The following is a 25027-nucleotide window of genomic DNA, read 5'->3' as shown; positions in this document are numbered from 1 at the left end:
GTATCGTGCTATCAGGCAACGAATCCTCGTGCTATCAGGCAACAAAACCGGCCGCAAAGCTAATACTGGCGCGGGTTTCGGCCTCTCCTAACTTCCCTAACTTAAATACTCTAACTGGTAGTAGCAGCGCCGCGCCTCGGTGGACAACCGCCACAGGACGCGAAGCGCAGCGGCAACAGGCGGGCTTTCCGACACGGAGGGTCCGGTCATGATCGTCGCGCTGCTCAACCAGAAAGGCGGCGTGGGCAAGACCACGCTCGCCACCCACATCGCCGGCGAGCTGGCGATGCGCGGGCAGTCGGTCATCCTGCTGGATGCCGATCCACAGGGCTCCGCGCTGGACTGGACACAGCGCCGCAGCCAGCAAGGTTTGCCAAGGCTATTTAGCGCCGTGGGCCTCGCACGCGAAACGCTGCACCAGGAAGCGCCAGAACTCGCCAGGCGGGCCGATCACGTCGTCATCGACGGGCCACCCAGGATCGCTGCCTTGGCGCGCTCCGCGCTGCTGGCGGCCGAGCGGGTGCTGATCCCGGTGCAGCCCAGCCCCTACGACCTGTGGGCCAGCGCCGAGATGGTGGCGCTGATCCGTGAGGCGCAGGTGTTCCGGCCTGCGCTGCGCGCGGCCTTCGTCATCAACCGGCGCGTGAGCACCACCGTGATCGGACGCGAGGCCCGCGGCGCGCTGGCCGAGCAGCCGCTTCCTGCGCTGCGCGCGGAAGTGCATCAGCGCATCGTGTTTGCCGACAGCGTGGCCGCCGGCCGGCTTGCACGCGAGACGGCGCCAGACAGCGCCGCCGCGCGCGAAATCACCGCGCTGGTCGATGAACTGCTGCGGTGGCCGTCATGAGCACTCCTGCCAGCAAGCGCACGGGCAAGCGCATCGGCATCGGCGCTCGCCCGCCCGCGAATCCGCACGCCGAGGCGTGGATTCGCCAGGGCAGTGCCGATGACCTCCAGAAAGGCGACCTCTACACGGCCCGCCTGACCCTCGACATCACGCCCGCCATGCGGGCGCGCATCAAGGTATCGGCCTTCACGCAAGGCGTGACGGTGGCCGATCTGTTGCGCGCGCTGCTGGAGCGGGAATTCCCGGAGAAGTCCTCATGAACACACCCGCCTCGACGGCTTCGGCACCGCCGTCCATCCCGCCTGTCGGCGTGGCCGACGGCGTACCGCTGACGCGCGTTGCGCTCGCATACATCGACCAACGCTTCGACCTCTACCTGCGCTTCGGTGATCCTGCCCGCATCATCCGGTTCGACCGCTGGCGCCGCTGCGCGGTGTTCACGCCGAATGCGGTTCTCTGCCGCATCCGCTGGCAGGCCAACGACTACGGCACGATCCGCTGGCAGCTCATGGTGATGCAGGCGTGCATGCCGATGGATGGCGCGCAGCGCATCTCCGGCGTGCAACCCGGCGCGCGCCTCTTGCTGCACGCCGAGGGTGAGCAATCGGTGCGTGCCGTGCTGGCGCGCATCGACGCCATCGAGGCGCTGGGCATCACGCCTGTCGGCGTCTCGCCCGCGTACTGGCGCACGCTCGCCAACCGGCTCGCAGCGCACTTGCCGCTGCACGAATACACCGCCGAGCGGCACGCCGCCTGGCTGGCCGGGAGGGCGCTGCCATGACCGCAGTTTCCACTTCCGGCACCGCGCCGCACCCTCGCTTGCGCGTGCGCGCTCGCCTCGTGCTGGCGGGCCTGTCCGCCTGCGGCCTCGCTGCGCTGGCCTGGGCGTCCTTCGTGCATCCGCTGCCACGCCTGACCTACAACCCGTCCGACAGCGTGGAGGTCGGCTGGTATCGCATCGATCCGCTCGACCATCGCACCAGCTCGCCACCACGTCCGTTGTCGGTAGGCAGCATCGTGCTGGTGCCGCTGCCTGCCGAGGCTGCCGCGCTCGCTGCGCAGCGCGGCTACCTGCCGACGCGCATTCCTCTGCTCAAGCGCGTGGGCGCGGTGGCGCCGCAAGAGGTGTGCATCGCTGACGGCAAAGTCCGCATCGACGGCGTGCCTTCAGCCGCCGTGCTGTCTGCCGATCGCTGGGGCCGGCCGCTGCCATCCCGGCAGCAATGCCACCGCTTGCGGCATGGCGAGCTGTTCCTCCTCAGCGTGACCAATCCGGCGTCGTTCGATAGCCGGTATTTCGGGCCGGTCAGCGCAGCTTCCGTGATCGGCGTTGCGCGCCCCGTCTGGCTGGAGTCGCGCCCATGATGGCCACCGATTCGCTGCGCATCATCGTGCTATCGGGCGTGTCGTTCTGCTGGCCGTTGTCATGTCGTCGCGCGTGCAGTGCGAGCGCATCCGCGCTGCACTTCGCGCTGCCTCCGGCGCAGCCGTCCCACGTGCAGGCGTCTTGCCTCGAACACGGCTGGCCTGCGGCCATTGCCGTGTTCGCCGGTGCGCTGGCTGCTGGTGCAGCCTTGCCACCGGGCCGCAGTTGCCGGGATCGAGAACCTGGGGGACAGGGGGAGGCAAATGCGGAAGGCAAGACAAAAGGACGCGGCACCGGGCCGCGTCGAAAGCCAGTCTGCACGTGGGGGTGGCGCGGCACGGAGCGGCTTCGCCGCCGTGCCGCGTATGGCGCGAGGCCCGCGCCAATGCAGGCATGTCCGCGTGCTTCGCACGACAGGACACGCCAGAGCTTGCAGGGAGCACAGCCATGAGCGACCGCCGCGATGACGATTTCCGCGTGCACCCGAACCCTCCAAAGGCCCCGAAGAACCGGGGCAAGGGCCAGGGGCAGAGCTTCGTTTCCAAGGTGCTCAAGCAGACGGGCAAGGCCAGCAGCGGCAAGTCCACGGTGCGCCGTCCTGGCTCGGCGGGCGGCACCGGCCAACGGCCCGGATCGCGCCTGGGGCGCGGCCATACGGCGGCGCGCTTTGCGGGCGCGAAGCTGACGCCGATGTCCCGGCGCGTGACCATCAAGACGCTGCTGGTGAATCACCAGCGGGCCAGCCCGCAGTCGCTTGCCAAGCACCTGCGCTACATCGAGCGCGATGGCGTGGGTCGCGACGGCGAGCCGGGCCAAGCCTATAGGCCGCAGACAGACATGGCCGACCTCGACGCCTTCAAGGAACGCTGCGCCGACGACCGGCACCATTTCCGCTTCATCCTCTCGCCCGAGGATGGCGCGGAGCTGGAAGACCTGCGCACCTACACGCGGCACCTGATGCAGCGTATGGAGGCCGACCTGGGCACGGGCCTCGATTGGGTGGCCGTGAACCACTGGAACACCGACAACCCGCACACGCACATCGTCGTGCGCGGGCGCGACGACACGGGCAAAGACCTCATCATCGCGGGCGACTACATCGCCGTTGGCTTCCGCCACCGCGCCGCCGAGCTGGCGACCGAATGGCTGGGGCCGCGCACCGAGCTGGAGATCCAGCAGACCTTGCAGCGCGAGGTGGAGCAAGAGCGGTGGACGAGCCTGGATCGCACCCTCAAACGAGAAATGGGCGAGGCCGGCGGCGATGGCCTGGTGCATACCGAACGGCTCAACGAACCCCGCTTGCAGCGCCGGCGCCTGCTGCTGATCGGCCGCCTGCAACGCTTGCAGCGCCTGGGCCTGGCCGACGAGACGCGGCCGGGCACCTGGGCCGTCCATGCCGATGCAGAGAAGACCCTGTGCGCCCTGGGCGAGCGCGGCGACATCATCCGCACGATGCAGCGGGCCATGCGCGGCGAGCCGCGCGAGCTGGCGGTGTTCGAGCCGGGGGACGACGGCCGAACCATCCTCGGCCGCGTGGCCGCGAAGGGGCTGGCCGACGAGTTGCGCGACCGGGGCTATCTGGTCATAGACGGCGTGGACGGCAAGGCCCACTACGTCGCGCTCAACGCCCGCGACGAGCTGGCGAACTATCCGACCGGGGCCGTAGTGGAGGTGAAGGGATCGGCCGATGTGCGCGCGGCCGACAGGAACATCGCCGCGCTGGCGAGCGATGGCTTGTACCGCACCGACCACCACCTCGCCATCGCGCAGGGCCAGGTCGTACCGGGCCGCGACCCGCAGGAAGTTGTGGCGGCCCATGTCCGCCGCCTGGAAGCTCTGCGCCGGGCGGGCATCGTGGAGCGTGTGGCGGAAGGGCTATGGAAGGTGCCGGGCGACCTGCCCGAGCAGGGCCAGCGCTACGACGCGCAACGCCTGGGCGGCGTGGCCGTGGAGCTGAAATCGCACCTGCCCATCGAGCGGCAGGCACGCGTGATCGGGGCCACCTGGCTCGACCAGCAGTTGATCGGCGGCGGCTCGGGCCTGGGCGACCTGGGCTTTGGCGCGGAGGCCAAGCAGGCGATGCAGCAGCGCGCCGACTTCCTGGCCGAACAGGGGCTGGCCGAGCGGCGCGGGCAGCGTGTGATCCTGGCGCGCAACCTGCTGGGCATGCTGCGCAACCGGGAACTGGCGCAGGCCGCGAAGGACATTGCCGGCGAAACCGGCCTGGAGCATCGCCCGGTGGCCGACGGGCAGCGCGTGGCCGGCATCTACCGCCGCAGCGTCATGCTCGCCAGTGGGCGCTACGCGATGCTGGACGATGGCATAGGATTCAGCCTGGTGCCCTGGAAACCGGTAATTGAACAGCGCCTGGGGCAGCCGCTTGCGGCCATAGTGCGCGGTAGCGGGGTATGTTGGGAGATCGGGCGTAAACGCGGGCCTGCTATCGTTTGAGACGATGGACAAAACGTTTTTTTCCATTCGATACCGAAGGCCTGCAATGTTTCGATCAAGAAAGCATCGCACGCGCACGGGGCATCTGCTGGCTCTACACTTGATCAAAATATTCGGCAAAAATTTGGCCGAATATAGTTCAGTCGCACGAACTTTTCTGGTGTGTCATCAAGCATATCCTTCACATTCCAAGAGCCATCAATTACCTGGATTCACCCGCCGGCTCTTGCACTCTTGCCGACCAATCCGACGGCGCCATACCTTCCCAGCGCCGGAATGCGCGCCTGAAACTGGCGATGTCCGCATAGCCCAAGAAATAGGTCACTTCTTTGATGGAAGACCCTTTTCTGAGCAGTTTTAACGCCATGCGATGCCTAATTGATTCCACTATTTCACGGTAAGTGGTTCCTTCTTCGATCAAGCGCCGATGAAGTGTCCGAGGCGTCGTGCTCAGCAGCCGTGCACATACGGTGAGATGAGGAATTGGCGGAAGCCGTTCTAGAACAATTTTCTCCAATTTCGAGCCTGCGCTCCTGTTATCTCCAGTTTCATTTAACTCTTCGACGCAGAAGCGTACTGCCTCTGTTAGAACCAATGGATCGTATTTCTGGGTGACTTCTTCGGCAGCAGAAATATCAAAAGATAAACCTGACCATTTCTGATTGTATCGAACTGCGCAGCCGTAAACGCCGCGTGCCAGTGCCGCATGAGGCGGCTCAGGAAATTGAAAGTAAGCCATATTGCAGGCACTGCGACTCAGAAATATGTCGTCGGCGATATTTTTGACTGCAACCATCGCGATTTCCGTCACCGTGTTGCTTGCAGAACCCAGACCGATCGCCGGTTCAAACCAGACCTCCAGACTTCCATTTACCTCGCGGGTATGAATACTGATAGCCTCCGTTCGGATGCAGACAAAACGCTCGACGATTTGCATGGCTTCACGGATGCTGCGGCTTGCCGCAGCCGCCATGCCGAGGACACCATGGGTTGCTGTAAGCAAACGACGCCCAGCCAATACCCCGAAGCCCGTCTCACGCGACAGACTGACGGCGCGGGTGATCAGCTCTCCAAACTTTTCGACGGCAACTACCGCCGACGCATCGGCAAGATCATCTTGCTTGAGGTCGGAAATGGCCAGCCACGCCACGGTATCCACGCCCAGTTCAGCCGCTTGATCTGCAATTTGCCGCAGGTAGGTGACTCGAACAGTTTTTGGGTTCACGGTTGTCTCGCTCCATGTTCTTGTGCCGGCCGGTGGCCGCCCTGAGGAGTCCGACACGCTCCTCAGCCTTCTTCCTCTGATGACTATCAAAACGATCCTACACGTAGCGGCAGGTGCTTGGCAAGAAATGCACCATGTTTGTCAGTTTATGCGCTTGCGACAGAAAGTGGTGGCGAAGTCTAATAAAAAAGGAAAAAAACATTCATTAGGAGACAATTGCGATGAATTTTCTTCACGGAAGAAGCTTGCACCAAGCGGAGATAAACGGGCAGACCATCACCGTCGAGCCCGATGAAACTTTGCTGGAGGCAGCGCAACGCCAGAACATCAACATTCCCTCCATCTGTCGTGTCGGCGGCTGCGGGACTTGCAAGTGCAAGCTCAAGAGCGGCAAGGTTGACGAACTGACCGAGACGGCGTACCTGCTGACGGAGAGGGAAATCTCCGACGGGTTCATATTGGCCTGCCAGAGCCGCCTGCGCAGCGATGTGAAGATCGAGCTGGATCGGGAGGGTGCGATCGATGGCCCTCCGGTCAAGGGCGTGATCGTCGGCAAGCAAATGCTGACTCACGACATCGCGAGAATCGACATTCAACTGGACACGCCGATTCGCTATCGTGCCGGCCAGTTTGCAGAGGTCACGCTGACTTCGATGTGGGATGCTCCTCGCAGCTATTCATTCTCGGCCGCACCTGGCAATGATCGCCAAGTGAGTTTCACGGTGCGCCGTGTGCCGGGGGGGCGGGTGTCCGGGCATCTCGTGGACCAGGCGCATGTGGGCGAATCGGTCGCCGTGCGCGGCCCCGGCGGTCACTTTTACATGCGCCCGGGCCGGGGGCCAGTCCTTATGGTGGCTGGTGGCAGCGGCTTGGCGCCCATCCTCGCGATGCTTCAAGACATGAAGCGCTCGGGCGACACGCGGCCGGTGACGGTGCTGTTTGGCGCTCGGAGCCAGAAGGATCTGTACGCGCTCGACGAGATGGCAGCCTACGAAAAGGATTGGCCGAACTTCCGGTTCGTGCCGGTTCTGTCCGAGGCCGACCCTTCATCGCCCTGGGACGGGCGCACTGGCTTGGTGACGGAGCACATTCCAGAACTGCTTGGGGGCGCCACGTCGGCTTATCTGTGCGGCCCGCCGGCCATGATCGACTCGGCCATCGCCGTCCTGCGCCAGCGTGGTATTGCAGACACGAATTTGCACGCGGACCGCTTCGTCGATCAGGCGCCCAAGCTCCACACCGGCTTCTACGGCGCTGTCGGCTTGCCTACCGTTGAGCGTGTGCCAGCCAATATCTTGGACTATCTGAAGTTCTTCCTTTTGCATGGGGCGGGGATCGGTGCTTTGGTCTCCATTCTGGCGGGCGGCGCCTACACCAGTTTGGGGCTGCTCGGCTTTCTCGCCTTCTACGTTGGCGGTGATGCGCTGTTGGGCAACGATACCCGAACGCCAAAATACAAATCACCGTGGATTCTCACGGTGCAACTGTGGTTCATCCTGCCCCTGGTGGCGCTGATCGTATTTGCCTACATCTGGACGCTTTCTTCCGGTGATCCGTTGGGATTCGGCGCATGGGTAGCCCATCTCACCCACTATGACGTTCTGGCCGCCCGGGAGGCGACGGGCTTTTGGCACCACCTCACTGGAGGCATATTGACTGGCTTCGTGATTGGCGTGCTGGGAACGATCACGGCGCACGAATTGACGCATCGCACTTGGGAGCCGGTCTCGATGTTCATTGGCCGTTGGCTGCTGTCTTTCAGCTTCGACGTGGGATTCGCCATCGAGCATGTCTACGGGCATCACCGCTATGTGTCGACCGAGCATGATCCGGCCACGGCCCCGCGAGGACGCAATGTGTATCAGCACATCGTAATCTCCACCATTCGCGGCAACGCCAGCGCCTGGCGCATCGAAGCCGAACGCCTCAAGCGCAAGCATCTTCCGGTGATCTCCTTGCGCAACGCCTATATCCGCGGATTGCTCATGAGTGCGGTGCTCGTGGCGATCGCCTACTGGATGGCGGGATGGATCGGCGTGCTTGGATTTACCGGCAGCGCGCTGTGGGGAAAATCCCTGCTCGAAATCGTGAACTACATGGAGCATTACGGCATGGTGCGCGCTCCCGATCAGGCTGTACAACTACGGCACTCATGGAATACCAATGCCAGAATGAGTTCCTGGGCCATGTTCAATCTAAGTCGGCATTCGCACCACCATGCCCAAGGCGAGGTGCCTTACCAGAACTTGATGCCCTTGCCGGAGGCCCCGACAATGGCCGCTGGCTACCTTACCACGATACTGCTGACGATGATTCCGCCGCTTTGGCAGCGAATGATGATCCCCAAGCTCATGGAGTGGGATCGGCACTACGCCACGCCAGAGGAGAGGGAGTTGGCGCTGCGTGCAAACCAGAAAAGTGGCCTGAAGGCATTGCGTTTCTACGACCCACGCCAATGGAACAAGGAATTGGCGGCTGGCTGAACACGCTCGCTGCTCCTTCCACTCCCTTCTTTCAATTCGGAGCCATCGGCTCCTTCGTGGGCTCTTATGAATTTCGATTACATCATCTTAGGCGGCGGCTCTGCCGGCGCCACCTTGGCCTCGCGGCTGAGCGAAGACTCCCGCATCAGTGTTTGCCTGCTTGAGGCGGGCGGACAAGGCGACTCATTGGTCGTCCGCATGCCAGCTGGAACGGTGGTCATGATGCCAGGCAAGGGCAAGATCAATAACTGGGCATTCAACACCGCACCTCAGCCGAACCTCAATGGTCGGCGGGGCTATCAACCGCGGGGCCGCGCCCTTGGCGGATCTTCGGCCATCAACGCCATGCTCTATGTCCGTGGACAGCGTCAGGACTACGATCACTGGGCCGACCTGGGGTGTCAAGGGTGGGACTGGAACTCGGTGCTGCCGTATTTCCTGAAGGCAGAGAACAACGAGCGTGGAGCGAGCAAGCTCCATGGCGGGAATGGACCTTTGCATGTGTCCGAGCAGCGTAGCCCCAGGCCGATCACGCTTGCGTTCATTGAGGCAGCCAAGCAGCGCGGCATTCCGTTTCGTGCCGATTTCAATGATGGAGACAACGAAGGCGTTGGCTTGTATCAGGTCACGCAATTCCACGATGCTGCCCGCCGAGGCGAGCGTTGCTCCGCTGCAGCCGCATACTTGCATCCTCTGCGGGGGCAACGGCCGAATCTCACGATCAAGACGAATACCCGCGCCAGCCGGATCATCTTCGAGGGCAAGCGCGCCGTGGGCGTGGCCTACCATGCCGGCGGTGCCGAACACGAGGTCAGGGCCAAGCGGGAGGTCATTCTGGCTGCCGGCGCCTTTGGTTCACCGCAGATTCTTCAGCTGTCCGGCGTCGGGCGCCCGGAAGACATCACCCATCACGGCATCCGCATGGTGCATGAGTTGCCCGGTGTTGGCCAGAACTTGCAGGATCACCTGGATTTCATTCTGGCCTACACCTCCCAGGACACTGACAACTTCGGCATCGGACTCAAAGGGTCAGTGGACATGCTGGGCCACATTTCCAGTTGGCGCAAGGATGGCAGCGGCATGCTTGCCACCCCATTTGCCGAGGGCGGCGCATTCTTCAAGAGCGCCCCTGACGTGGATCGGCCGGATTTGCAACTGCACTTCGTGATCTCGATCGTGGACGACCACGCGCGCAAACTGCATGTTGGGTATGGTTTCTCGTGCCACGTCTGCAATCTGCGCCCTTACTCGCGTGGCGAGGTGTTCTTGCAATCACCCAACCCGCTGGACGACCCAGGAATTGATCCGCGCTTCCTGTCTGACGAGCGTGACGTGAAGCTCCTGGTCCAAGGGGCCAAGGCCACACGAGAGATAATGCTGGCATCCCCCTTGGCCAAGTACCGTGGGCGCGAATTGTTCGGCGTTACCGATGGCATGAGTGATGCGCAATGGGGCCAGCTCATTCGAGATCGATCCGACACCATTTACCACCCGGTCGGCACCTGCAAGATGGGTGTGGACCCAATGGCCGTGGTCGATGCGGAGCTGAAGGTACATGGTCTGCAAGGTTTGCGTGTCGTCGATGCCTCCATCATGCCGACTTTGATCAGCGGCAACACCAACGCGCCAACGATCATGATCGCCGAGAGGGCTGCGGACCTCATTAAACGAGCACATGGACACCCAGCCCAGATTTCCCGAAAGAACGAACGCCAAGCATACGAGAGCGCACTCCTCAGGTAAATCTGGTGCATTACTTCTTGCATACCAATAGAAAAACCTCTTAAAGGCCGCTGGCACGATGCTTGCGCTTGGTGGACCGTCTACTTCAGTCTCCATTCGCCTCAATCCTCTGGTTGTCGACGTCGGCCTCAAATACCAATTCTGAAAGAAAGTAGAAAAATGCTCGGAAAAATGATGCGCGAGCCTTTGCTCGTCTCCAGTCTCATCGCCCATGCTGCGCGTTACCATGCCGATACGCCAGTCGTTTCCGTCAACACCACGGGCGGGATCGAACACACGACCTGGGGTCAAGTCGAGATCAATGCGCGACGCCTGTCGTCAGCGCTGGCCAAGCTGGGCGTGCAATCGGGCGAGCGTTGCGCGACCATTGCATGGAACAATCGGCGACATTTGGAAATTTACTATGGCGTTTCCGGCGCGGGCATGGTGTGCCACACAGTCAATCCGCGCCTGTCCGCCGAAACCCTGATCTACATCGTCAACCACGCCGATGATCAGGTGCTGTTCATCGACCGGACCTTTCTGCCCATTGTGGCCAAGCTTCGGTCGGCATTGAGCACCGTCAAACATGTCATTCTCATGGGGCCACGCGATGAGGAGGCATCGGGCATGTTGGATGGCTTGCAGTTCTACGACGAGGTGGTCGCCTCGGGCGACGCCGACTACCCGTGGCCGAGCATTGACGAGGATCTACCTTCTTCGTTGTGTTACACCTCCGGCACTACGGGACATCCGAAGGGTGTGCTTTACAGCCACCGCTCCACGGTGCTGCATGCGTTGGCGGGCAACAGCCCGGACGGCATTGGCGTTTCGGCCCGCGATGCTGTCATGCCGGTTGTTCCCATGTTTCACGTCAACGCCTGGGGAGTGCCCTACATTGCGGCGGCGCAGGGAGCGAAACTGGTATTGCCTGGCCCGAACCTTGACGGCCCAAGTCTCGCCACCCTGATCGACGACGAGGAAGTCGGTCTGGCACTTGGCGTTCCCACGATCTGGATGGGACTGCTGGCGGCGTTGAGGGCGCGCGGCACCAAGCCCAAAAGCTTGAAACGCACCATCGTTGGCGGCGCGGCACTGCCGCCGTCGATGTTCGCCGCGTTCCGGGACGAGTTCGGTGTCGAACTGATCCATGCCTGGGGCATGACCGAAACGAGCCCGCTGGGCACCCTGAATCAACCACTGGCTCGCCACATCCATCTTGATCCTCAGCGGCAGAGCGAAGTGCGACTGGGGCAGGGACGACCACCCTACGGCGTTCAGCTGCGCGTGGTCGATGACGGCGGCGCAGTCTTGCCGAACGACGGCAAATCCCCGGGCAAACTACAGATCAGGGGGCACTGGATCGTCAGCAGCTACTTCGGCGCCGAATCCAGTGCGCTGACCAGTGATGGCTGGTTCGACACCGGTGATATAGCAACGCTTGATGTCAACGGCTATATGGTCATCCGCGACCGCGCCAAGGACATCATCAAGTCTGGTGGAGAGTGGATTTCATCGGTCGAGATCGAGAACATCGCTATCGGACATCCTGCCATCGCCAATGCGGCGGCCATCGGCGTGCCCCACCCGAAGTGGGACGAACGACCGGTTCTGGTCGCCGTGAAAAAGGAAGGCGCGAATGTGTCCGAAGCGGACCTTCTGGCCTGCTTCAAAGGACGCCTGCCGGACTGGCAGATCCCCGACAAAGCCGTCTTCGTTGATGTGCTGCCACTCAGTGGCACGGGGAAGGTGCTCAAGAACAGGCTCCGCGAAGCCTACGGCAGCCTCCTGACCGGCAATACCACGGAGAGCACGCAGTGATGGGGGCCGCTCTCCCAAATTTCGATATTCAGGCCCTGTTGGATCAGGACTTGCAGGCACTGGATGGGGCCAAGCACCACTGGGCAAAAACCTCGGTCGCCGATCGGATTGCTATTCTCGGCCGCATCAAGCCAGCGCTGATGCAGGTTGCGCAGGGGTGGGCGGAGACAGCTGCCCGGAAGAAGCGCATTCCGCATGCATCGCCGCTGGCCGGGGAGGAATGGCTCTCCGGCCCCTACGCCCTCATGGGCGCCTGCAACGGGTTGATGCAGACACTCGGTGCCATTGATAGAAAGGAATATCTTGAGCACTTGCCCTTGGGCCACCTCAAGAATGGGCAATTGGCGGTTAGAGTTCTGCCCCATTCGATCTGGGATCGGTTGCTCCTATCCGGGGTCTCAGCTGAAGTCTGGATGCAAAAGGGAATCTCCGAGGCCAGTCTCGCTCAACATGCGGCGGTCGCCTATGACATCCCTCCCGAACAGCGGCGCGGTAAGGTGGCCCTAGTCTTGGGGGCAGGCAACATCGCGGCCATCTCGCCTCTCGATGCATTTCAGAAGCTGTTTATCGAAAACCAGGTGGTTCTGCTGAAGATGAATCCGGTCAACGACTACCTGACCGACTATCTCAAGGCAGCCCTGCGGCCCCTGATCGAATGCGACGCGCTACGCATCATTCGCGGCGATGGCGCCGTGGGTGCCTACCTGTGCGAGCATCCGCTGGTAGAGGAAATCCACATCACCGGCGCAAAGGCCACCCACGATGCCATCGTCTGGGGCATCGGAGAAGAAGGCGCACGCAACAAGGCCGCGAATACACCGAAGAACCATCGAAAGATCACGTCCGAACTGGGCGCAGTCTGCCCCACCATTGTGGTGCCCGGGCCGTGGTCGAACGCGGACATCCGCTTTCAGGCCGAACAGATAGCAACGCACAAGTTGCACAACTCCGGCTTTAACTGCGTGGCGTGCCAAACCTTGATCGTGCCTCGTGGCTGGCGACACACGGACAAACTTTTGGCTGCTGTGTCCAATGTCATGTCGCGCTTCGGGCAGCGGGAGGCCTACTACCCTGGCAACGAGCAGCGCATCGAAGAGTTTGCCGCCCACGCCGGAGGTTCGGATGCGATCGACCGTGGTCTGCTTGCGCCTGCGTGCATTCTTGCGAACATGGATCGGGGCGATGAGCCATGGCTGGCGCAGCACGAAGTCTTCGGCACGGCGTTAGCAATAAAGTCCTTCGAATATAAAGATGCGGGGTCGTACCTTGAATCAGCCATTGCGTACGCTAATGACCGTTTGTACGGCACCCTGGGGGCAAATATTCTGATTCACCCCAAGACTGTGCGAGAGATCGGTCGTCAACGCTTCGAAGAACTGCTTCAAAAGCTGCGCTACGGCACCATCGCCGTGAATGCTTGGACCGGATTGGGATTTCTGCTTGCACCCTGCCCCTGGGGAGGATTTCCCGGAGGGTCGTCGCGCGATCCGCAATCTGGTATTGGGACGGTACATAACTCGTTCATGCTTGAAGGAACGGAGCGTACCGTCATATCCGCCCCATGGCGACCATTCCCTCGCAGTCTGCTCTCACTGCATCCAACGCTCCTTCCTCGGCCACCTTGGTTCATCACGAACCGGCGGCAAGATGTGATTGGCCGTCTCTTGACCGACTTCCAGTTCAAACCCAGCTGGACCAAGCTGCCGAGGATTTTCGTCAACGCCCTGCGTGGGTGACGGCGAGAAATTCATACCAATTTGAAAGGATTTTCAGTTTACCCAAGCAAGTCTGGAGGTGAATCAAGGGCTCTTTCGCTACAGACTCTTTCCGACTTTGCGTGGGTTAAGCAGTTGCGGGCCTATCTGAACGAAGTTGTGCTTGCCTGTGCTCAGGAAGAATACGGTTCACCTGGTGGCGAAGCGGGTAGACGCGCGCCTTGCGCTTAGCCGCATGGAAGAAGCCGTTGGTCTGACGGACTTGCGTCTAGGCAACGATGTCCTCGAAATGTTTGCGGATCAGACAAGCGCCCCTCCTCGGCTCAACCCCGGAGCGCATGAAGGTCGTGTACCACTGGGTGCGCATCTCGCACGCAACGATGGTCTGCTTCCGAACGGGGAACTCGTGCAGCCGCTTTCGGTAAAGGCTCGCGCGCCGTGCGCTTGGTCGCAACTTGGGTGATGAGGCTGCTCAGATCGGCCCGTAGGAAGGCGGGCTGGCGGATGCGGTCTCTGATCAACGCCCAGCATGAGCCCTCGAGATCCGGTTCGATCTTCTGTCCAAGGTGAGGCGTCTAGTCAACATCGCTTGTGGCGTGGGCAACGAAGTAGAACTTATCGAAGGCAATGCGCGCGTTGGGGCAGGTCACTCGGCCATGCATCACCACAAGGCTTTGCCAGTCACCTAGTGAGGAACGGGATATGGAACTTCGTCATTTGCGCTGCTTTCTGGCTGTGGCCGAAGAACTCCACTTCGCCCGCGCCGCCGAGCGATTGTATATCGAGCAGTCGCCGCTATCGCGCGCCATCAAGGAACTGGAAGAAGAACTAGGCGTGATTTTGTTTGCTCGCACCACACGCAGCACGCGGCTAACCCGAGCCGGGAATCTGTTCCTTGAGCACGTGCGTCGCGTGTTTGCTGCCTTGGAACAAGCGCGTGACAGCGTGAAAGCGGCAGCCAATGGCTTTCACAGGCAACTGCGCGTGGCTCTGTCCGACGGTATCACGCTGTCGCGCCTATCCGCTTTGCTTGTACTTTGTCGCCAAGAAGAACCTGAGGTCGAGATTCGCCTCTTCGAGGTGCCGCTGTCGCAGCAGATCAAAGGGCTACATGACGATCTCTATGACGTAGGGTTCGCCCAGTCCAACGAAGTTGGCAATGGCATCGTTTCCGTGCCCGCTTGGAGCGATGCGCTGATAGTGGCAGTGCCCGCTCGGCACCCCCTACTGGCACATAAGCGCATTCCTTTAGACGAACTTTTGCGCTATCCGTTGGTCTTGTGCGATCCACAGGCATGTGAAGGCCATGCCAAGCACGTTGAGCGGGTGCTACGCCGCGCGGATATGGAGCCACTGATTGCAGAGCGGGTGGCATCCACTGACCTGATGATGGCCCTGGTATCAGCCGGCTTCGCGCTGGGACTGGTCGGCGCCGCACGCATTGCTGCCAATCGCGAGCCTGGCGTCGTGGCCCGGCCGTTGGCATCGCGCGTGCCGCCTTTGACAACTTACCTGCTGCGTCTCGAAGGCAACTCGTCCGATGTGCTGGCGCGGTTCATTGAGCGCGTGCAGGCCGTCGAGTCACCGGAGTCGCCCGGGCCCATACCGGACCTCCATCCCGATCCACCGGAGGAACCGAGGCCGTGAAGAAGATCATCCCCTTCCTGTTCGTGGCAGCCCTGACAGCCTGCGGCCAGTCCGAGACGCCTCAAAAGGCCGCCGTCTCAGAGGTCAGCATTCCAACGGTGGAAGAACTGGCAGCCAACCCCGAACGGCTCAAGGAGCTGCGGCGGCAATGCAAAGCCGGCCGCCCCAAGTTGGGTGACCTTCTGTGCAACCGGGTCGCCGAAGCCACGCGCAAGCGGTTCTATGGCGACGGCGAAACCCCGTACGCGCCACCGAAAGAATCGCCGAAGTTCTGACTGTTGGCGGTTAGGGAAGGTCTGAACAGGGCAAGAACGCGATGGCATTGAGCCGTGCGAACTGGTTCGGCCCGGAAGAGTGCCGGCGCTTCGAGGATTTTGGGCGCATCGCGCCGCGTTGTTCGTGCGTCATGCCATCTGCAGGCGGACGACTCCCACCATCGCCATCAACTTCTTGCGCGCCATCCACAGGTTCGACAGCGCGAAGAGGGTGACCACGTGGGCCGTGTTCTTCGCCAACCCCCGGAACCTGACCTTCACCAGCCCGAACTGCCACTTGATGACCCGAAACGGGTGCTCGACCTTTGCGCGCACGCTGGCCTTGCGGTACTCCTGCTTCCTGAGCCTCTGCTTCGCACGCCCCTCGGGCAGCTTGGCCATGTCGCTGGGCCGGCCGGCGATGTGCCAGTGCCGATCATCTCGGGTCACTCGGCGCTGCGCGCCCCGGTAGCCCGAGTCGGCCCACACGTCTTGTTCCTTGCCATGCAGCAGATCGCCGATCTGTTCGACGTCGGACTCGTTGGCCGCCGTGGTGGTGACCGTGTGAACCAGACCACTGTCGGCATCCACCGCGATGTGCGCCTTCATGCCGAAGTGCCACTGCTTGCCCTTGCGGGTCTGGTGCATCTCGGGGTCGCGCCCACCCTCGGCGTTCTTGGTCGAACTCGGCGCGGCGATGATCGTGGCGTCCACGATGCTGCCGCGCTTGAGCAGCAGGCCTTTGCGGGCCAGGTGCGCGTTGACCGTCTTGAGGATGTCCTCGGCCAGGTCGTTGGCCTCCAGCAGGTGGCGGAAGTTTAGGATCGTCGTCTCGTCAGGGATCGCCGCCAGATCCAGCTCGGCAAACGTGCGCAGCGAGGCGATCTCGTACAGCGCCTCTTCCATCGCCGGATCGCTCAGCGCGAACCAGTTCTGCATCAGGTGCACTCGCAGCATCGCCTCCAGCGGATACGGCCTGCGGCCCCGACCCGCCACCGGGTAGTGCGGCTCGATCACCTTGAGCAGCGCCTTCCACGGCACCACCACTTCCATCTCGCCGAGGAAGACTTCGCGCCGCGTCTTCTTCCTCTTGCCCGCTTGCTCCGCGTCCGAGAAACTGATCTGGCTCATCGATGTGGCTCCGCTGCGTGACCCTGTGCCTCATGCAAGAAACATGCACTTGTTCAGACCTTCCTTAGCCGCATCACCTCATTATTTTTGCCTCTCTTGAATTCCGAGTGGGTAATCTTGGGCCTTGGTGGGCATAGAAGCGGGGGGCAGTGATGACGGCCAAGCTGTTTGAGGTGGCGCTGGGGATTGCCCAGCCCTGGGTGGTGGACACGGTGGAGTTCGACGAAGCGGCCAAGGTGCTGACGGTGCTGATCGACTTCAAGCCGGGCACGCGCTTCACGATCTCCGGACACGAAGGTGCGCACCCGGTGCACGACACCGTGACCAAGACCTATCGGCACCTGAACTTCTTCCAGCACGAATGCCACCTGCAGGTGCGCACGCCTCGTGTCAAGCTGCCCAACGGCTCGGTGCGCCTGGTCGAGCCGGACTTTGCCGGGCGCCTGTCGGGCTTCACGCGTAACCGTCCGGCCAACCCACCTTGAATTGCCGCAGCCGGCCCTGGATGCTTGTGTCCACGAACAAATGCGTGGACACATGGACACTTCCCAACCCGATCCCGGTGTGGCGCGGCCACCCAAGCGGAGCTGGCGGCGGCACTGCGATGAGTTCAAGTCGCATGTCATCGCGATGGCCCGCCAAGGCCATGGCTCGGTCGCCGCAGTGGCGCTTGCCAACGGCCTGAACGCGAACATGCTGCGACGCTGGGTGCGCGAGTCGGAGATGGCCGACGATGCATCCGCGGCGACGCGCACCCAGGCCGCCATGAGCCCACCCGCATTCGTGCCGGTGACGCTGGCCGACTTCGGTGATCGAACACCTGCCGCGCCCGAGCCGAGCGCTGCCCCCTCGGCATCCGAACGCGTCACGGTGGAGATCCGCCGCGGCACCACCAGTGTCAGCGCCAGCCTGCCGATGGACGCGCGCAGCGCCGCCTGGCTGCGCGACGTACTGGCTTGAGACGCGCATGATCAAGGTCGATGCTGTGTGGCTGGCCGTACAGCCCCTGGACATGCGCCTGGGCACCGAGGCCGCACTCGCCCGCGTGGTCGGCGTCTTCGGCGCTGCGCACCCGAACCATGCCTACCTCTTCGCCAATCGGCGCGCCAACCGCATGAAGGTGCTGGTGCACGACGGCATCGGCGTGTGGCTGGCCGCTCGCAGGCTCAACGCCGGCAAGTTCGTCTGGCCCGCCGACGCCAGCGCCACGCTGCAGCTGACGCGGCCGCAGTTCGATGCCCTGGTGCTGGGCCTGCCCTGGCAGCGGCTGGGCGATGCGGGGATCATCCGTGTGATCTGAACCACCCTTGCAATTGCCGGATGTGCCGATGCGCAGGGCGCTTCGGCGCGGCAGGATCACGTCCATGATCAGCGCCGAGCAACTGGACACCCTGCAGCCGCAGATGCGCCAGGCCGTGCAGTCGCTGCTGGCGCAGATCCAGCAGCGCGACGCCGAGATCGCCTTCAAGCAGGCGTTCATCGACAAGCTCACGCACGAGATGGCCGTGCTCAAGCGGATGAAGTTCGCCGCCACCAGCGAACGCTTCGCTGCCAGCCTGGCACCCGAGCAAAGGAGTCTGCTGGAGGAGACGCTGGACGCCGACCTGGCCGAACTCGAACGGGAGATCGAACGCGAGCAGGGCCAGGCCGACGACAAGGCCAAGGACAAGACCGAGAAGAAGACGCCCAAGCGCACCCCGTTGCCAGCGCATCTGCCGCGCCGCGACGTGCTGCACGAGCCGGTGGACACCACCTGCAATTGCGGGCAGCCCCTGCAGCGCTTCGGCGAGGACGTGGCCGAGCGGCTGGACTACCAGCCCGGCGTGTTCAGCGTCGAGCGCCATGTGCGTGGCAAGTGGGCATGCCGCTGCTGCGAGCGGATTGTTCAGGCGCCGGTGCCGGCACACGTCATCGACAAGGGCATCCCGAGCGCCGGCCTGCTGGCGCACCTGCTGGTTGCCAAGTTCCTGGATCACCTGCCGCTGTACCGCCAGGAAGCCATCTTCGAGCGCGCCGGCCACCTGATCGCCCGCTCGACGCTGGCGCAGTGGGTCGGCGAGTGCGGGGCGCAATTGCAGCCGCTGGTCAACGCGCTGGCCGACGAGTTGCGCCGCCATGCGGTGCTGCACGCCGACGAGACGCCGGTGGCCATGCTCAAGCCCAAGCACCTGAGCGACGGCAAGACGCACAAGGCCTACATCTGGTCGTACTGCACCACGAGCTTGAACGCGACGAAGGCCGTGGTCTTCCAGTTCACCGAGGGCCGCAGCGGCGAGAACGTTCAGCAGTTCCTCAAGCTCGACACCCCGCGAGCCTGGCAGGGAACGCTGGTTACCGACGGCTTTGGCGGCTACACCGCCACGACGACCAAGGGCGTGACATCGGCGCAATGCATGGCGCACGCGCGCAGGAAATTCAACGACCTGTGGGCCAACCACGCCAGCGCGGTCGGCCACCAAGCGCTGCGCTACTTCCAGGTGCTGTTCAGGATCGAGCGCGAGATCGAGGAACTGCCTGGCGATGAGCGAAGGAAGATACGGCAGCGCAAGTCACGTCGGGTGCTAGCGGTCTTGCATCGCTGGTTGCTCAGACAGCGGCAGTTGGTGCCGCCGGGCTCGGCCACGATGAAGGCCATCGACTACAGCTTCAAGCGCTGGACGCAACTCACGCGCTTCGTGCAGGACGGCGATGTGCCGATCTCCAACAACTGGGTGGAGAACCAGATCCGGCCCATCGCCATCGGCCGCTCGAATTGGCTGTTCGCCGGCAGCCTGCGCGCAGGCCAGCGGGCGGCGGCCATCATGAGCCTGCTGCACTCGGCGCGCATCAACGGGCATGAGCCCTACGCCTACATCAAGAACGTGTTGGAGCGCCTGCCCACGCACCCGGCCAGCCGCATTGATGAGTTGCTGCCGCATCGCTGGAAGCTTGCGGCAGCCCCGTAGCAGCGCGCCAGATCAAAGGAATGCAAATCCGTCCAGGTGAGTTGGCCGGACGGATACCTTCACGCTGCTGTTCGAGGCGCTGATCCTGATGCTGGCGCAGCAGATGCCGTTTGCCGCCGTGGCGCGCATCGTGGGCGAGTCGGCCCACCGGGTGATGGCCGTGTGCGAGCGCTACGTTGAGATCGCCCTGGGCCTGGCCGACTTCAGCCAGGTCACGGCTCTGGCCATCGACGAGACCTCGCGTGCCCGAGGCCACGACTACGCCACTTTGGCTGCCGACGCCGCCGCACGCCGGGTGCTGTTCGTCACCGAGGGCCGTGACGCCAAGACGCTCCAAGCGCTGGCAGCGGACCTTGCTGCGCACGGCTGCCCGGCCGAGCAGATCACCTCGGTGAGCATCGACATGTCACCCGCCTTCATCAAGGGCTGCACTGAGTTCCTGCCCAACGCCCGCATCACCTTCGACAAGTTCCACGTTGTCTGGCATGCCAGTGCGGCGGTGGACAAGATGCGCCGCATCGAGCAGCGCAGCGACAAGTCGCTCAAGGGTCTGCGCTGGTCGCTGCTGAAGGATCGCAGCCGCCTCAGGCCCGAGGCCGCCGCCGATCTGGACGCCTTGATCGCCAGAATGACCACGGTGCGCACGGCCCGCGCCTGGGTCTACAAGGAGCAGCTGCGAGAGATCCTCGAGCGCAAGCAGATCAACGTCGTGCGCACCATGCTCCAGCACTGGTGCACTTGCGTCATGCACTCCAAGGTTGAACCGATGAAGGAGGTGGCCGCGCTCGTGCGTCGCCACCTGGAGGGCATCGTCGCCTGGGCGCAGACCCGCCAGACCAACGGCTTCTTGGAGGCCATCAACGGCCTGTTCCAGGCCGCCAAGCGCCGCGCCCGTGGCTTCGTGCGCCTGGCCACCATCAGAACCGTCATCTTCCTGATCGCCGGCAAGCTCGACTTCCAGGCCATCAATCCTCATGCCCCGCAACCCACTTGAAATTCAACAGAGCCTTATTTTTCTCAACACGCCGCAATGCGCCAGTTCTTGTGGCGTTTTTCTTTGACTCGCCGCTTCACGAATTCTTTCCTTTTGCTCGATCTTTCTGCCTGAAACGGTCTTTGACCGGCACTGACCTGACACCGATCCTGACGCCTGCGGCACGCCCTTGTGCCGCTTTTCCCATGAGGAATCAGCGCAGGAGAAATCGGAGGCAAGGTCATGCAAGGGACGAACGTACTGTTCGGTCAGATCGCCGTGGTATTCGGCATCGTGATCGCTGGCGTCTGGAGCGCCACGCAATGGACAGCCGCCGCTCTGGGCTATCAGCTACGCCTTGGCTCGCCCTGGTTTGATTTCCTGGGTACGCCGATCTACCACCCGTGGCGGTTGTTCGAGTGGTGGTTCTTCTTCGACGCCTACGCGCCCCGTGTTTTCGACATCGGCGGTGCGTTTGCCGGCGGCAGCGGCCTTGTCGCTGTGCTGGTCGCCATCGGCATGTCGATCTGGCGCTCGCGCCAATCACGCCTCGTCACCACCTACGGCTCGGCCCGCTGGGCCAACGCGGAGGACATTCGCAAGGCGGGCCTCACGCAGCCGGCCGGCGTGTTCCTCGGCCAGCACGACCGCCAGTACCTGCGCCACGAAGGCCCGGAACACGTCCTGACCTTCGCGCCGACGCGCAGCGGCAAGGGTGTCGGCCTGGTGGTGCCAACGCTGCTTTCCTGGCCCGCGTCCGCCGTCGTCCATGACATCAAGGGCGAGAACTGGCAGATCACCGCCGGCTGGCGCTCGCGCTTCTCGCATTGCCTGCTGTTCAACCCCACGGATGCGAAGTCGGCGGCCTACAACCCGCTGCTGGAGGTGCGGCGCGGCGCGCATGAGGTGCGCGACGTGCAGAACATCGCGGACATTCTGGTCGATCCCGAAGGCGCGCTGGAGAAGCGCAACCATTGGGAGAAGACTTCGCACGCGCTGCTGGTGGGCGCCATCCTGCATGTTCTGTATGCGGGCGAAGACAAGACGCTGCGCGGCGTCGCCAACTTCCTCTCCGATCCGGCCAGTCCCTTCGAGCTGACCCTGCACCGGATGATGACCACGCCCCACCTGATGAACGGGAACGGTGGAAGCCCGCATCCGGTGGTGGCCTCTGCGGCGCGCGAAGTGCTCAACAAGAGCGACAACGAGCGCTCGGGCGTGCTGTCCACCGCCATGTCGTTCCTCGGCCTGTACCGAGACCCTACGGTGGCCGAAGTCACGTCGCGCTGCGACTGGCGCATTGCAGACCTCATTTCCGCCGAGCACCCGGTATCGCTGTACCTCGTAGTGCCGCCTTCGGACATTTCGCGCACGAAGCCGCTGATCCGCTTGATCCTCAACCAGATCGGGCGGCGGCTCACCGAATCACTCGACGGCAGCGATGGCATCGAGCGCCGCCACAAGCTGCTGCTGATGCTCGATGAGTTTCCGGCGCTCGGGCGCCTGGACTTCTTCGAGACGGCCTTGGCCTTCATGGCGGGCTACGGCATCCGCAGCTTCCTCATCGCGCAGTCGCTCAACCAGATCGACAAGGCGTATGGGCAGAACCATTCGATCCTCGACAACTGCCATGTGCGCGTGACGTTCGCCACCAACGACGAACGCACGGCCAAGCGCATTTCCGAGACGCTGGGCACCGCGACCGAGCTGCGCGCGCAGCGCAACTACGCGGGCCATCGCCTCGCGCCGTGGCTGGGGCACCTCATGGTGTCGCGGCAGGAAACGGCCCGCCCGCTGCTCACGCCGGGCGAAGTCATGCAGCTACCACCCGACGAAGCCGTGGTGATGGTGTCGAGCGTGGCGCCGATCAGGGCCAAGAAGCTGCGCTACTACGCCGACGCCAACTTCAAGCGGCGCGTTCTGTCGCCGCCTGCGCTCGCCACAGCGTCCAGTCCAGGGCGCTATGCCGATGTTCCTCCGGCACGCGCTGACGACTGGAGTGGCCTGGCGATTCCGCCGACGCCTGCCGCACCGGCCACGGCATCCGCCGATGGCCTGGAGCACCTGGGAACGGCCGACGACGGCGGCCCGCGCCGCCAGCCCGAGCTAACTGAGGCCGTCGCCTACGACCCCGAGCAAGCCGCACCCGCGGCCGACCTCGGGCTGCTCGATGACGACGACGACCTGCCGCTTCCCCTTCCTCGCCAGCTCGATACGGCCATGCAGCGCACGGCCCGGCTGGCATCCCTCGACCCCAACGATGGAATCGAACTATGAGCCCACATCGTTCAAGTTATCGCCTGAATCTCTTTATCCAGCCCGAGCACGCCCAGCGGCTCGACGAACTGGCCGCCAAGAAAGGCGTGTCCAAATCCAGCATCGTCGCTGCCGCCTTGGCGTCCTGGCTGTCGCCCGATGCCGCCGACCAGCGCGAGGCGGCCATCGCCAAGCGGCTGGATCGCCTGTCGCGCCAGGCCGAGCGTATGGAGCGCGACCAGAACATCGCCATCGAAACGCTGGCGCTGTTCATCCGCTACTACCTCACGGTCAGCATGCCGGTTCCCGAGGCGCACCAAGAGGCAGCGCGCGCCCAGGGCAAAGCGCGCTTCGAGCAGTTCGTGGAGCAGCTTGGTCGCCACCTGCTGCGCGGGCGAAGCCTCGTGCGTGACGTAGTGGAAGAACTGCATCCTGATCCGGTACGGATGGAGGACGCGGCGGCAGCCACAGAAGCGCAGGAGCGTGCGTCATGAGCGCAGTTCCCCAATCCATGAGCGCCACGTCGCTCGACCGGCGCATCCAGATGCTGCGCACGGCAATGGGGCCGCTGATCGCCACCGCGCTCGAAGACCCCGACGTGGTGGAAATCATGCTCAACCCGGATCGCACCCTTTGGGTGGATCGCCTGTCCTCGGGCCGCGCGCCGATGGGCGTGGAAATGCCCGAAGCGGATGGCGAGCGAATCATCCGCCTAGTCGCGGCTCACGTCGGCGCGGAGGTGCATCGCGGCCAGCCGCTGCTATCCGCCGAGCTGCCCGAAACCGGCGAACGCTTCGAGGGCATCTTGCCGCCCGCCGCGCCGGGGCCTGCCTTTGCGCTGCGCAAGCGCGCCATCGGCGTGATCCCGCTGGAGCGGTACGTCGTGGACGGAATGATGACCGCCGCCCAGGCGGCCTTTCTCGTTCGCGCGGTGCGCGAGCGCAAGAACATCCTGATCGCCGGGGCCACCAGCAGCGGTAAGACCACGCTCGCCAATGCCTTGCTCGCTGAAATCGCCGCTACCGGCGACCGCGTGCTAGTGCTCGAAGACACGGTGGAGCTGCAATGCGCGGCCCGCGACCACGTTCCGCTGCGCACGCGTTCCGGCGTGGTGTCCATGACCGAGCTGGTGCGCTCATCCATGCGTCTGCGGCCGGATCGCGTCGTCGTCGGCGAGGTGCGCGGCCCCGAGGCGCTGGATCTCATCAAGGTGTGGGGCACCGGCCACCCCGGCGGCATCGCCACGATCCACGCAGGCTCCGCGCTGGGCGCGCTGCTGCGCATGGAGCAACTGATTCTCGAAGTGGCGGTGAACCCGCCCCGTGCGCTGATCGCCGAAGCCGTGGACGTGGTGATCCATATCGCCGGGCGCGGGCGCAAGCGCCGCATCGAGAGCATCGCCCGCGTCGTCGGCTTCGATGGCGTGGGCTACCAACTGGCGGACGCTCTGGCCGCGCCGTTTCCCGAGCTGCCATCGCAGTCCGACCTTTCTTCCCCGTCCCTCAACCACCCTGGAGAACTGCCATGACGCAGATGCACGTTCCTGCTTTCCGTATTTCCGTAAATCCGCCTTCGCGCCTGTCCGGCCTTGCCCGACTGCGCCGCCTGGCTCGCCCTGCACAGCAGGGAATGATGATGGCTGCGGTAATGCTGTTCATGGCCGGGACGGCAAAGGCCGCAGGTTCCTCGATGCCGTGGGAAGGGCCGCTGCAGTCGATCTTGGAGTCGATCCAAGGGCCGGTGGCGCGCATCGTCGCGGTCATCATCATCATCGCCACGGGCCTCGCGCTGGCCTTCGGCGACACGTCGGGCGGCTTCCGCAAACTGATCCAGATCGTGTTCGGCCTGTCCATCGCGTTCGCGGCTTCGAGCTTCTTCCTGTCGTTCTTCAGCTTCTCCGGCGGGGCTGTCGTATGAGCGGCCCGGACAGCTTCGCGGCAGGGTTCGAGGTGCCTTTGCATCGCTCGCTCACCGAGCCGATCTTGCTGGGCGGCGCACCGCGCACCGTGGCGATCGCCAACGGCACGCTGGCCGCCGCTGTCGGGCTGGGCCTGCAACTCTGGATTCCCGGTGCCGTGCTCTGGATCGTCGGCCATGCGCTGGCGGTTTGGGGGGCGCGCGTCGATCCGCAGTTCATGCAGGTCTTCGCGCGGCACGTCAAGCATCGCCCGCTGCTGGACGTGTGAGGTGA

The 25027-nt window shown here is 63.6% G+C and carries 21 protein-coding genes and 2 pseudogenes; 21 read left to right on the top strand and 2 right to left on the bottom strand.

What is annotated here, in order from left to right; all coding sequences use genetic code 11:
- The first annotated feature begins 208 nt into the window (after nucleotides 1–208).
- From parA to QZM67_RS34140, 5 genes are all read left to right on the top strand, one after another.
- Nucleotides 209–847: a ParA family partition ATPase gene (parA, locus tag QZM67_RS34160; protein ID WP_003056189.1), complete on the top strand. Its 639-nt coding sequence runs from the start codon at nucleotides 209–211 to the stop codon at nucleotides 845–847.
- A complete protein-coding gene (locus QZM67_RS34155; protein ID WP_003056186.1) occupies nucleotides 844–1107 on the top strand; it encodes a hypothetical protein in 264 nt (87 codons plus the stop codon). The genes parA and QZM67_RS34155 overlap by 4 nt, the downstream gene beginning before the upstream one ends.
- Nucleotides 1104–1628: a DUF2840 domain-containing protein gene (locus tag QZM67_RS34150; RefSeq protein WP_024100078.1), complete on the top strand. Its 525-nt coding sequence runs from the start codon at nucleotides 1104–1106 to the stop codon at nucleotides 1626–1628. The genes QZM67_RS34155 and QZM67_RS34150 overlap by 4 nt, the downstream gene beginning before the upstream one ends.
- Nucleotides 1625–2212 (top strand): S26 family signal peptidase, encoded by a 588-nt coding sequence (locus QZM67_RS34145; protein ID WP_011517538.1) that lies wholly within the window; start codon nucleotides 1625–1627, stop codon nucleotides 2210–2212. The genes QZM67_RS34150 and QZM67_RS34145 overlap by 4 nt, the downstream gene beginning before the upstream one ends.
- 448 nt (nucleotides 2213–2660) lie before the next feature.
- Nucleotides 2661–4664, top strand: a complete 2004-nt coding sequence (locus QZM67_RS34140; RefSeq protein WP_024100077.1) for a relaxase/mobilization nuclease and DUF3363 domain-containing protein — start codon at nucleotides 2661–2663, stop codon at nucleotides 4662–4664.
- 202 nt (nucleotides 4665–4866) lie between these two features.
- Here QZM67_RS34140 and QZM67_RS34135 read toward each other — a convergent pair whose 3' ends face one another.
- Nucleotides 4867–5889, bottom strand: a complete 1023-nt coding sequence (locus QZM67_RS34135) for an AraC family transcriptional regulator (protein ID WP_079280739.1) — start codon at nucleotides 5887–5889, stop codon at nucleotides 4867–4869.
- Nucleotides 5890–6110: 221 nt separating this feature from the next.
- Between QZM67_RS34135 and QZM67_RS34130 the strand changes: the two genes are divergently transcribed.
- The 6 genes from QZM67_RS34130 to QZM67_RS34105 all read left to right on the top strand — a co-directional run bounded on the left by QZM67_RS34130 (nucleotide 6111) and on the right by QZM67_RS34105 (nucleotide 15552).
- The gene (locus QZM67_RS34130; protein WP_024100076.1) at nucleotides 6111–8372 is read left to right on the top strand and encodes a fatty acid desaturase; all 2262 of its coding nucleotides are present in this window, start codon (nucleotides 6111–6113) and stop codon (nucleotides 8370–8372) included.
- A 66-nt stretch (nucleotides 8373–8438) separates the two neighbouring features.
- Nucleotides 8439–10115 carry a GMC family oxidoreductase gene (locus tag QZM67_RS34125; protein ID WP_041025201.1) on the top strand — a complete coding sequence of 559 codons (1677 nt, stop codon included), beginning with the start codon at nucleotides 8439–8441 and terminating at the stop codon, nucleotides 10113–10115.
- 159 nt (nucleotides 10116–10274) lie between these two features.
- The gene (locus QZM67_RS34120) at nucleotides 10275–11915 is read left to right on the top strand and encodes a long-chain fatty acid--CoA ligase (RefSeq protein ID WP_024100074.1); all 1641 of its coding nucleotides are present in this window, start codon (nucleotides 10275–10277) and stop codon (nucleotides 11913–11915) included.
- Nucleotides 11915–13651, top strand: a complete 1737-nt coding sequence (locus tag QZM67_RS34115) for an aldehyde dehydrogenase family protein (RefSeq protein ID WP_024100073.1) — start codon at nucleotides 11915–11917, stop codon at nucleotides 13649–13651. Before QZM67_RS34120 ends, QZM67_RS34115 begins: the two co-directional genes overlap by 1 nt.
- 681 nt (nucleotides 13652–14332) lie before the next feature.
- Nucleotides 14333–15277, top strand: a complete 945-nt coding sequence (locus QZM67_RS34110) for a LysR family transcriptional regulator (RefSeq protein ID WP_024100072.1) — start codon at nucleotides 14333–14335, stop codon at nucleotides 15275–15277.
- Nucleotides 15274–15552, top strand: a complete 279-nt coding sequence (locus QZM67_RS34105) for an EexN family lipoprotein (protein ID WP_024100071.1) — start codon at nucleotides 15274–15276, stop codon at nucleotides 15550–15552. Before QZM67_RS34110 ends, QZM67_RS34105 begins: the two co-directional genes overlap by 4 nt.
- Before the next feature lie 129 nt (nucleotides 15553–15681).
- Here QZM67_RS34105 and QZM67_RS34100 read toward each other — a convergent pair whose 3' ends face one another.
- Nucleotides 15682–16662 (bottom strand): IS5 family transposase, encoded by a 981-nt coding sequence (locus QZM67_RS34100; RefSeq protein ID WP_024100070.1) that lies wholly within the window; start codon nucleotides 16660–16662, stop codon nucleotides 15682–15684.
- 152 nt (nucleotides 16663–16814) lie between these two features.
- Between QZM67_RS34100 and QZM67_RS34095 the strand changes: the two are divergent.
- From QZM67_RS34095 to QZM67_RS34050, 10 genes and pseudogenes are all read left to right on the top strand, one after another.
- Nucleotides 16815–17120, top strand: a pseudogene (locus tag QZM67_RS34095) (ISL3 family transposase); the annotation flags it as partial.
- Nucleotides 17121–17199: 79 nt separating this feature from the next.
- Nucleotides 17200–17622 carry a transposase gene (locus tag QZM67_RS34090; RefSeq protein WP_041025200.1) on the top strand — a complete coding sequence of 141 codons (423 nt, stop codon included), beginning with the start codon at nucleotides 17200–17202 and terminating at the stop codon, nucleotides 17620–17622.
- A 7-nt stretch (nucleotides 17623–17629) separates the two neighbouring features.
- Complete coding sequence (gene tnpB, locus QZM67_RS34085) at nucleotides 17630–17962, top strand: IS66 family insertion sequence element accessory protein TnpB (RefSeq protein ID WP_024100067.1); 333 nt, start codon at nucleotides 17630–17632, stop codon at nucleotides 17960–17962.
- 64 nt (nucleotides 17963–18026) lie between these two features.
- Nucleotides 18027–19607 carry an IS66 family transposase gene (locus QZM67_RS34080; RefSeq protein ID WP_024100066.1) on the top strand — a complete coding sequence of 527 codons (1581 nt, stop codon included), beginning with the start codon at nucleotides 18027–18029 and terminating at the stop codon, nucleotides 19605–19607.
- 58 nt (nucleotides 19608–19665) lie between these two features.
- A pseudogene (locus QZM67_RS34075) lies at nucleotides 19666–20601 on the top strand (ISL3 family transposase); the annotation flags it as partial.
- Nucleotides 20602–20823: 222 nt separating this feature from the next.
- Nucleotides 20824–22857, top strand: coding sequence for a conjugal transfer protein TraG (locus QZM67_RS34070; protein WP_024100064.1), 2034 nt, complete (start codon nucleotides 20824–20826; stop codon nucleotides 22855–22857).
- Nucleotides 22854–23330: a CopG family transcriptional regulator gene (locus QZM67_RS34065; RefSeq protein WP_024100063.1), complete on the top strand. Its 477-nt coding sequence runs from the start codon at nucleotides 22854–22856 to the stop codon at nucleotides 23328–23330. Before QZM67_RS34070 ends, QZM67_RS34065 begins: the two co-directional genes overlap by 4 nt.
- A complete protein-coding gene (gene trbB / locus QZM67_RS34060) occupies nucleotides 23327–24364 on the top strand; it encodes a P-type conjugative transfer ATPase TrbB (RefSeq protein WP_024100062.1) in 1038 nt (345 codons plus the stop codon). Before QZM67_RS34065 ends, trbB begins: the two co-directional genes overlap by 4 nt.
- Nucleotides 24361–24753, top strand: a complete 393-nt coding sequence (locus QZM67_RS34055; RefSeq protein ID WP_024100061.1) for a TrbC/VirB2 family protein — start codon at nucleotides 24361–24363, stop codon at nucleotides 24751–24753. Before trbB ends, QZM67_RS34055 begins: the two co-directional genes overlap by 4 nt.
- The gene (locus QZM67_RS34050) at nucleotides 24750–25022 is read left to right on the top strand and encodes a VirB3 family type IV secretion system protein (RefSeq protein ID WP_024100060.1); all 273 of its coding nucleotides are present in this window, start codon (nucleotides 24750–24752) and stop codon (nucleotides 25020–25022) included. Before QZM67_RS34055 ends, QZM67_RS34050 begins: the two co-directional genes overlap by 4 nt.
- The last annotated feature ends 5 nt before the right edge of the window (nucleotides 25023–25027 follow it).

This window comes from Burkholderia sp. AU45251 (assembly GCF_030482905.1).
Taxonomy (GTDB): domain Bacteria; phylum Pseudomonadota; class Gammaproteobacteria; order Burkholderiales; family Burkholderiaceae; genus Burkholderia; species Burkholderia aenigmatica.
This window is presented reverse-complemented; position numbering and strand designations above follow the sequence as displayed.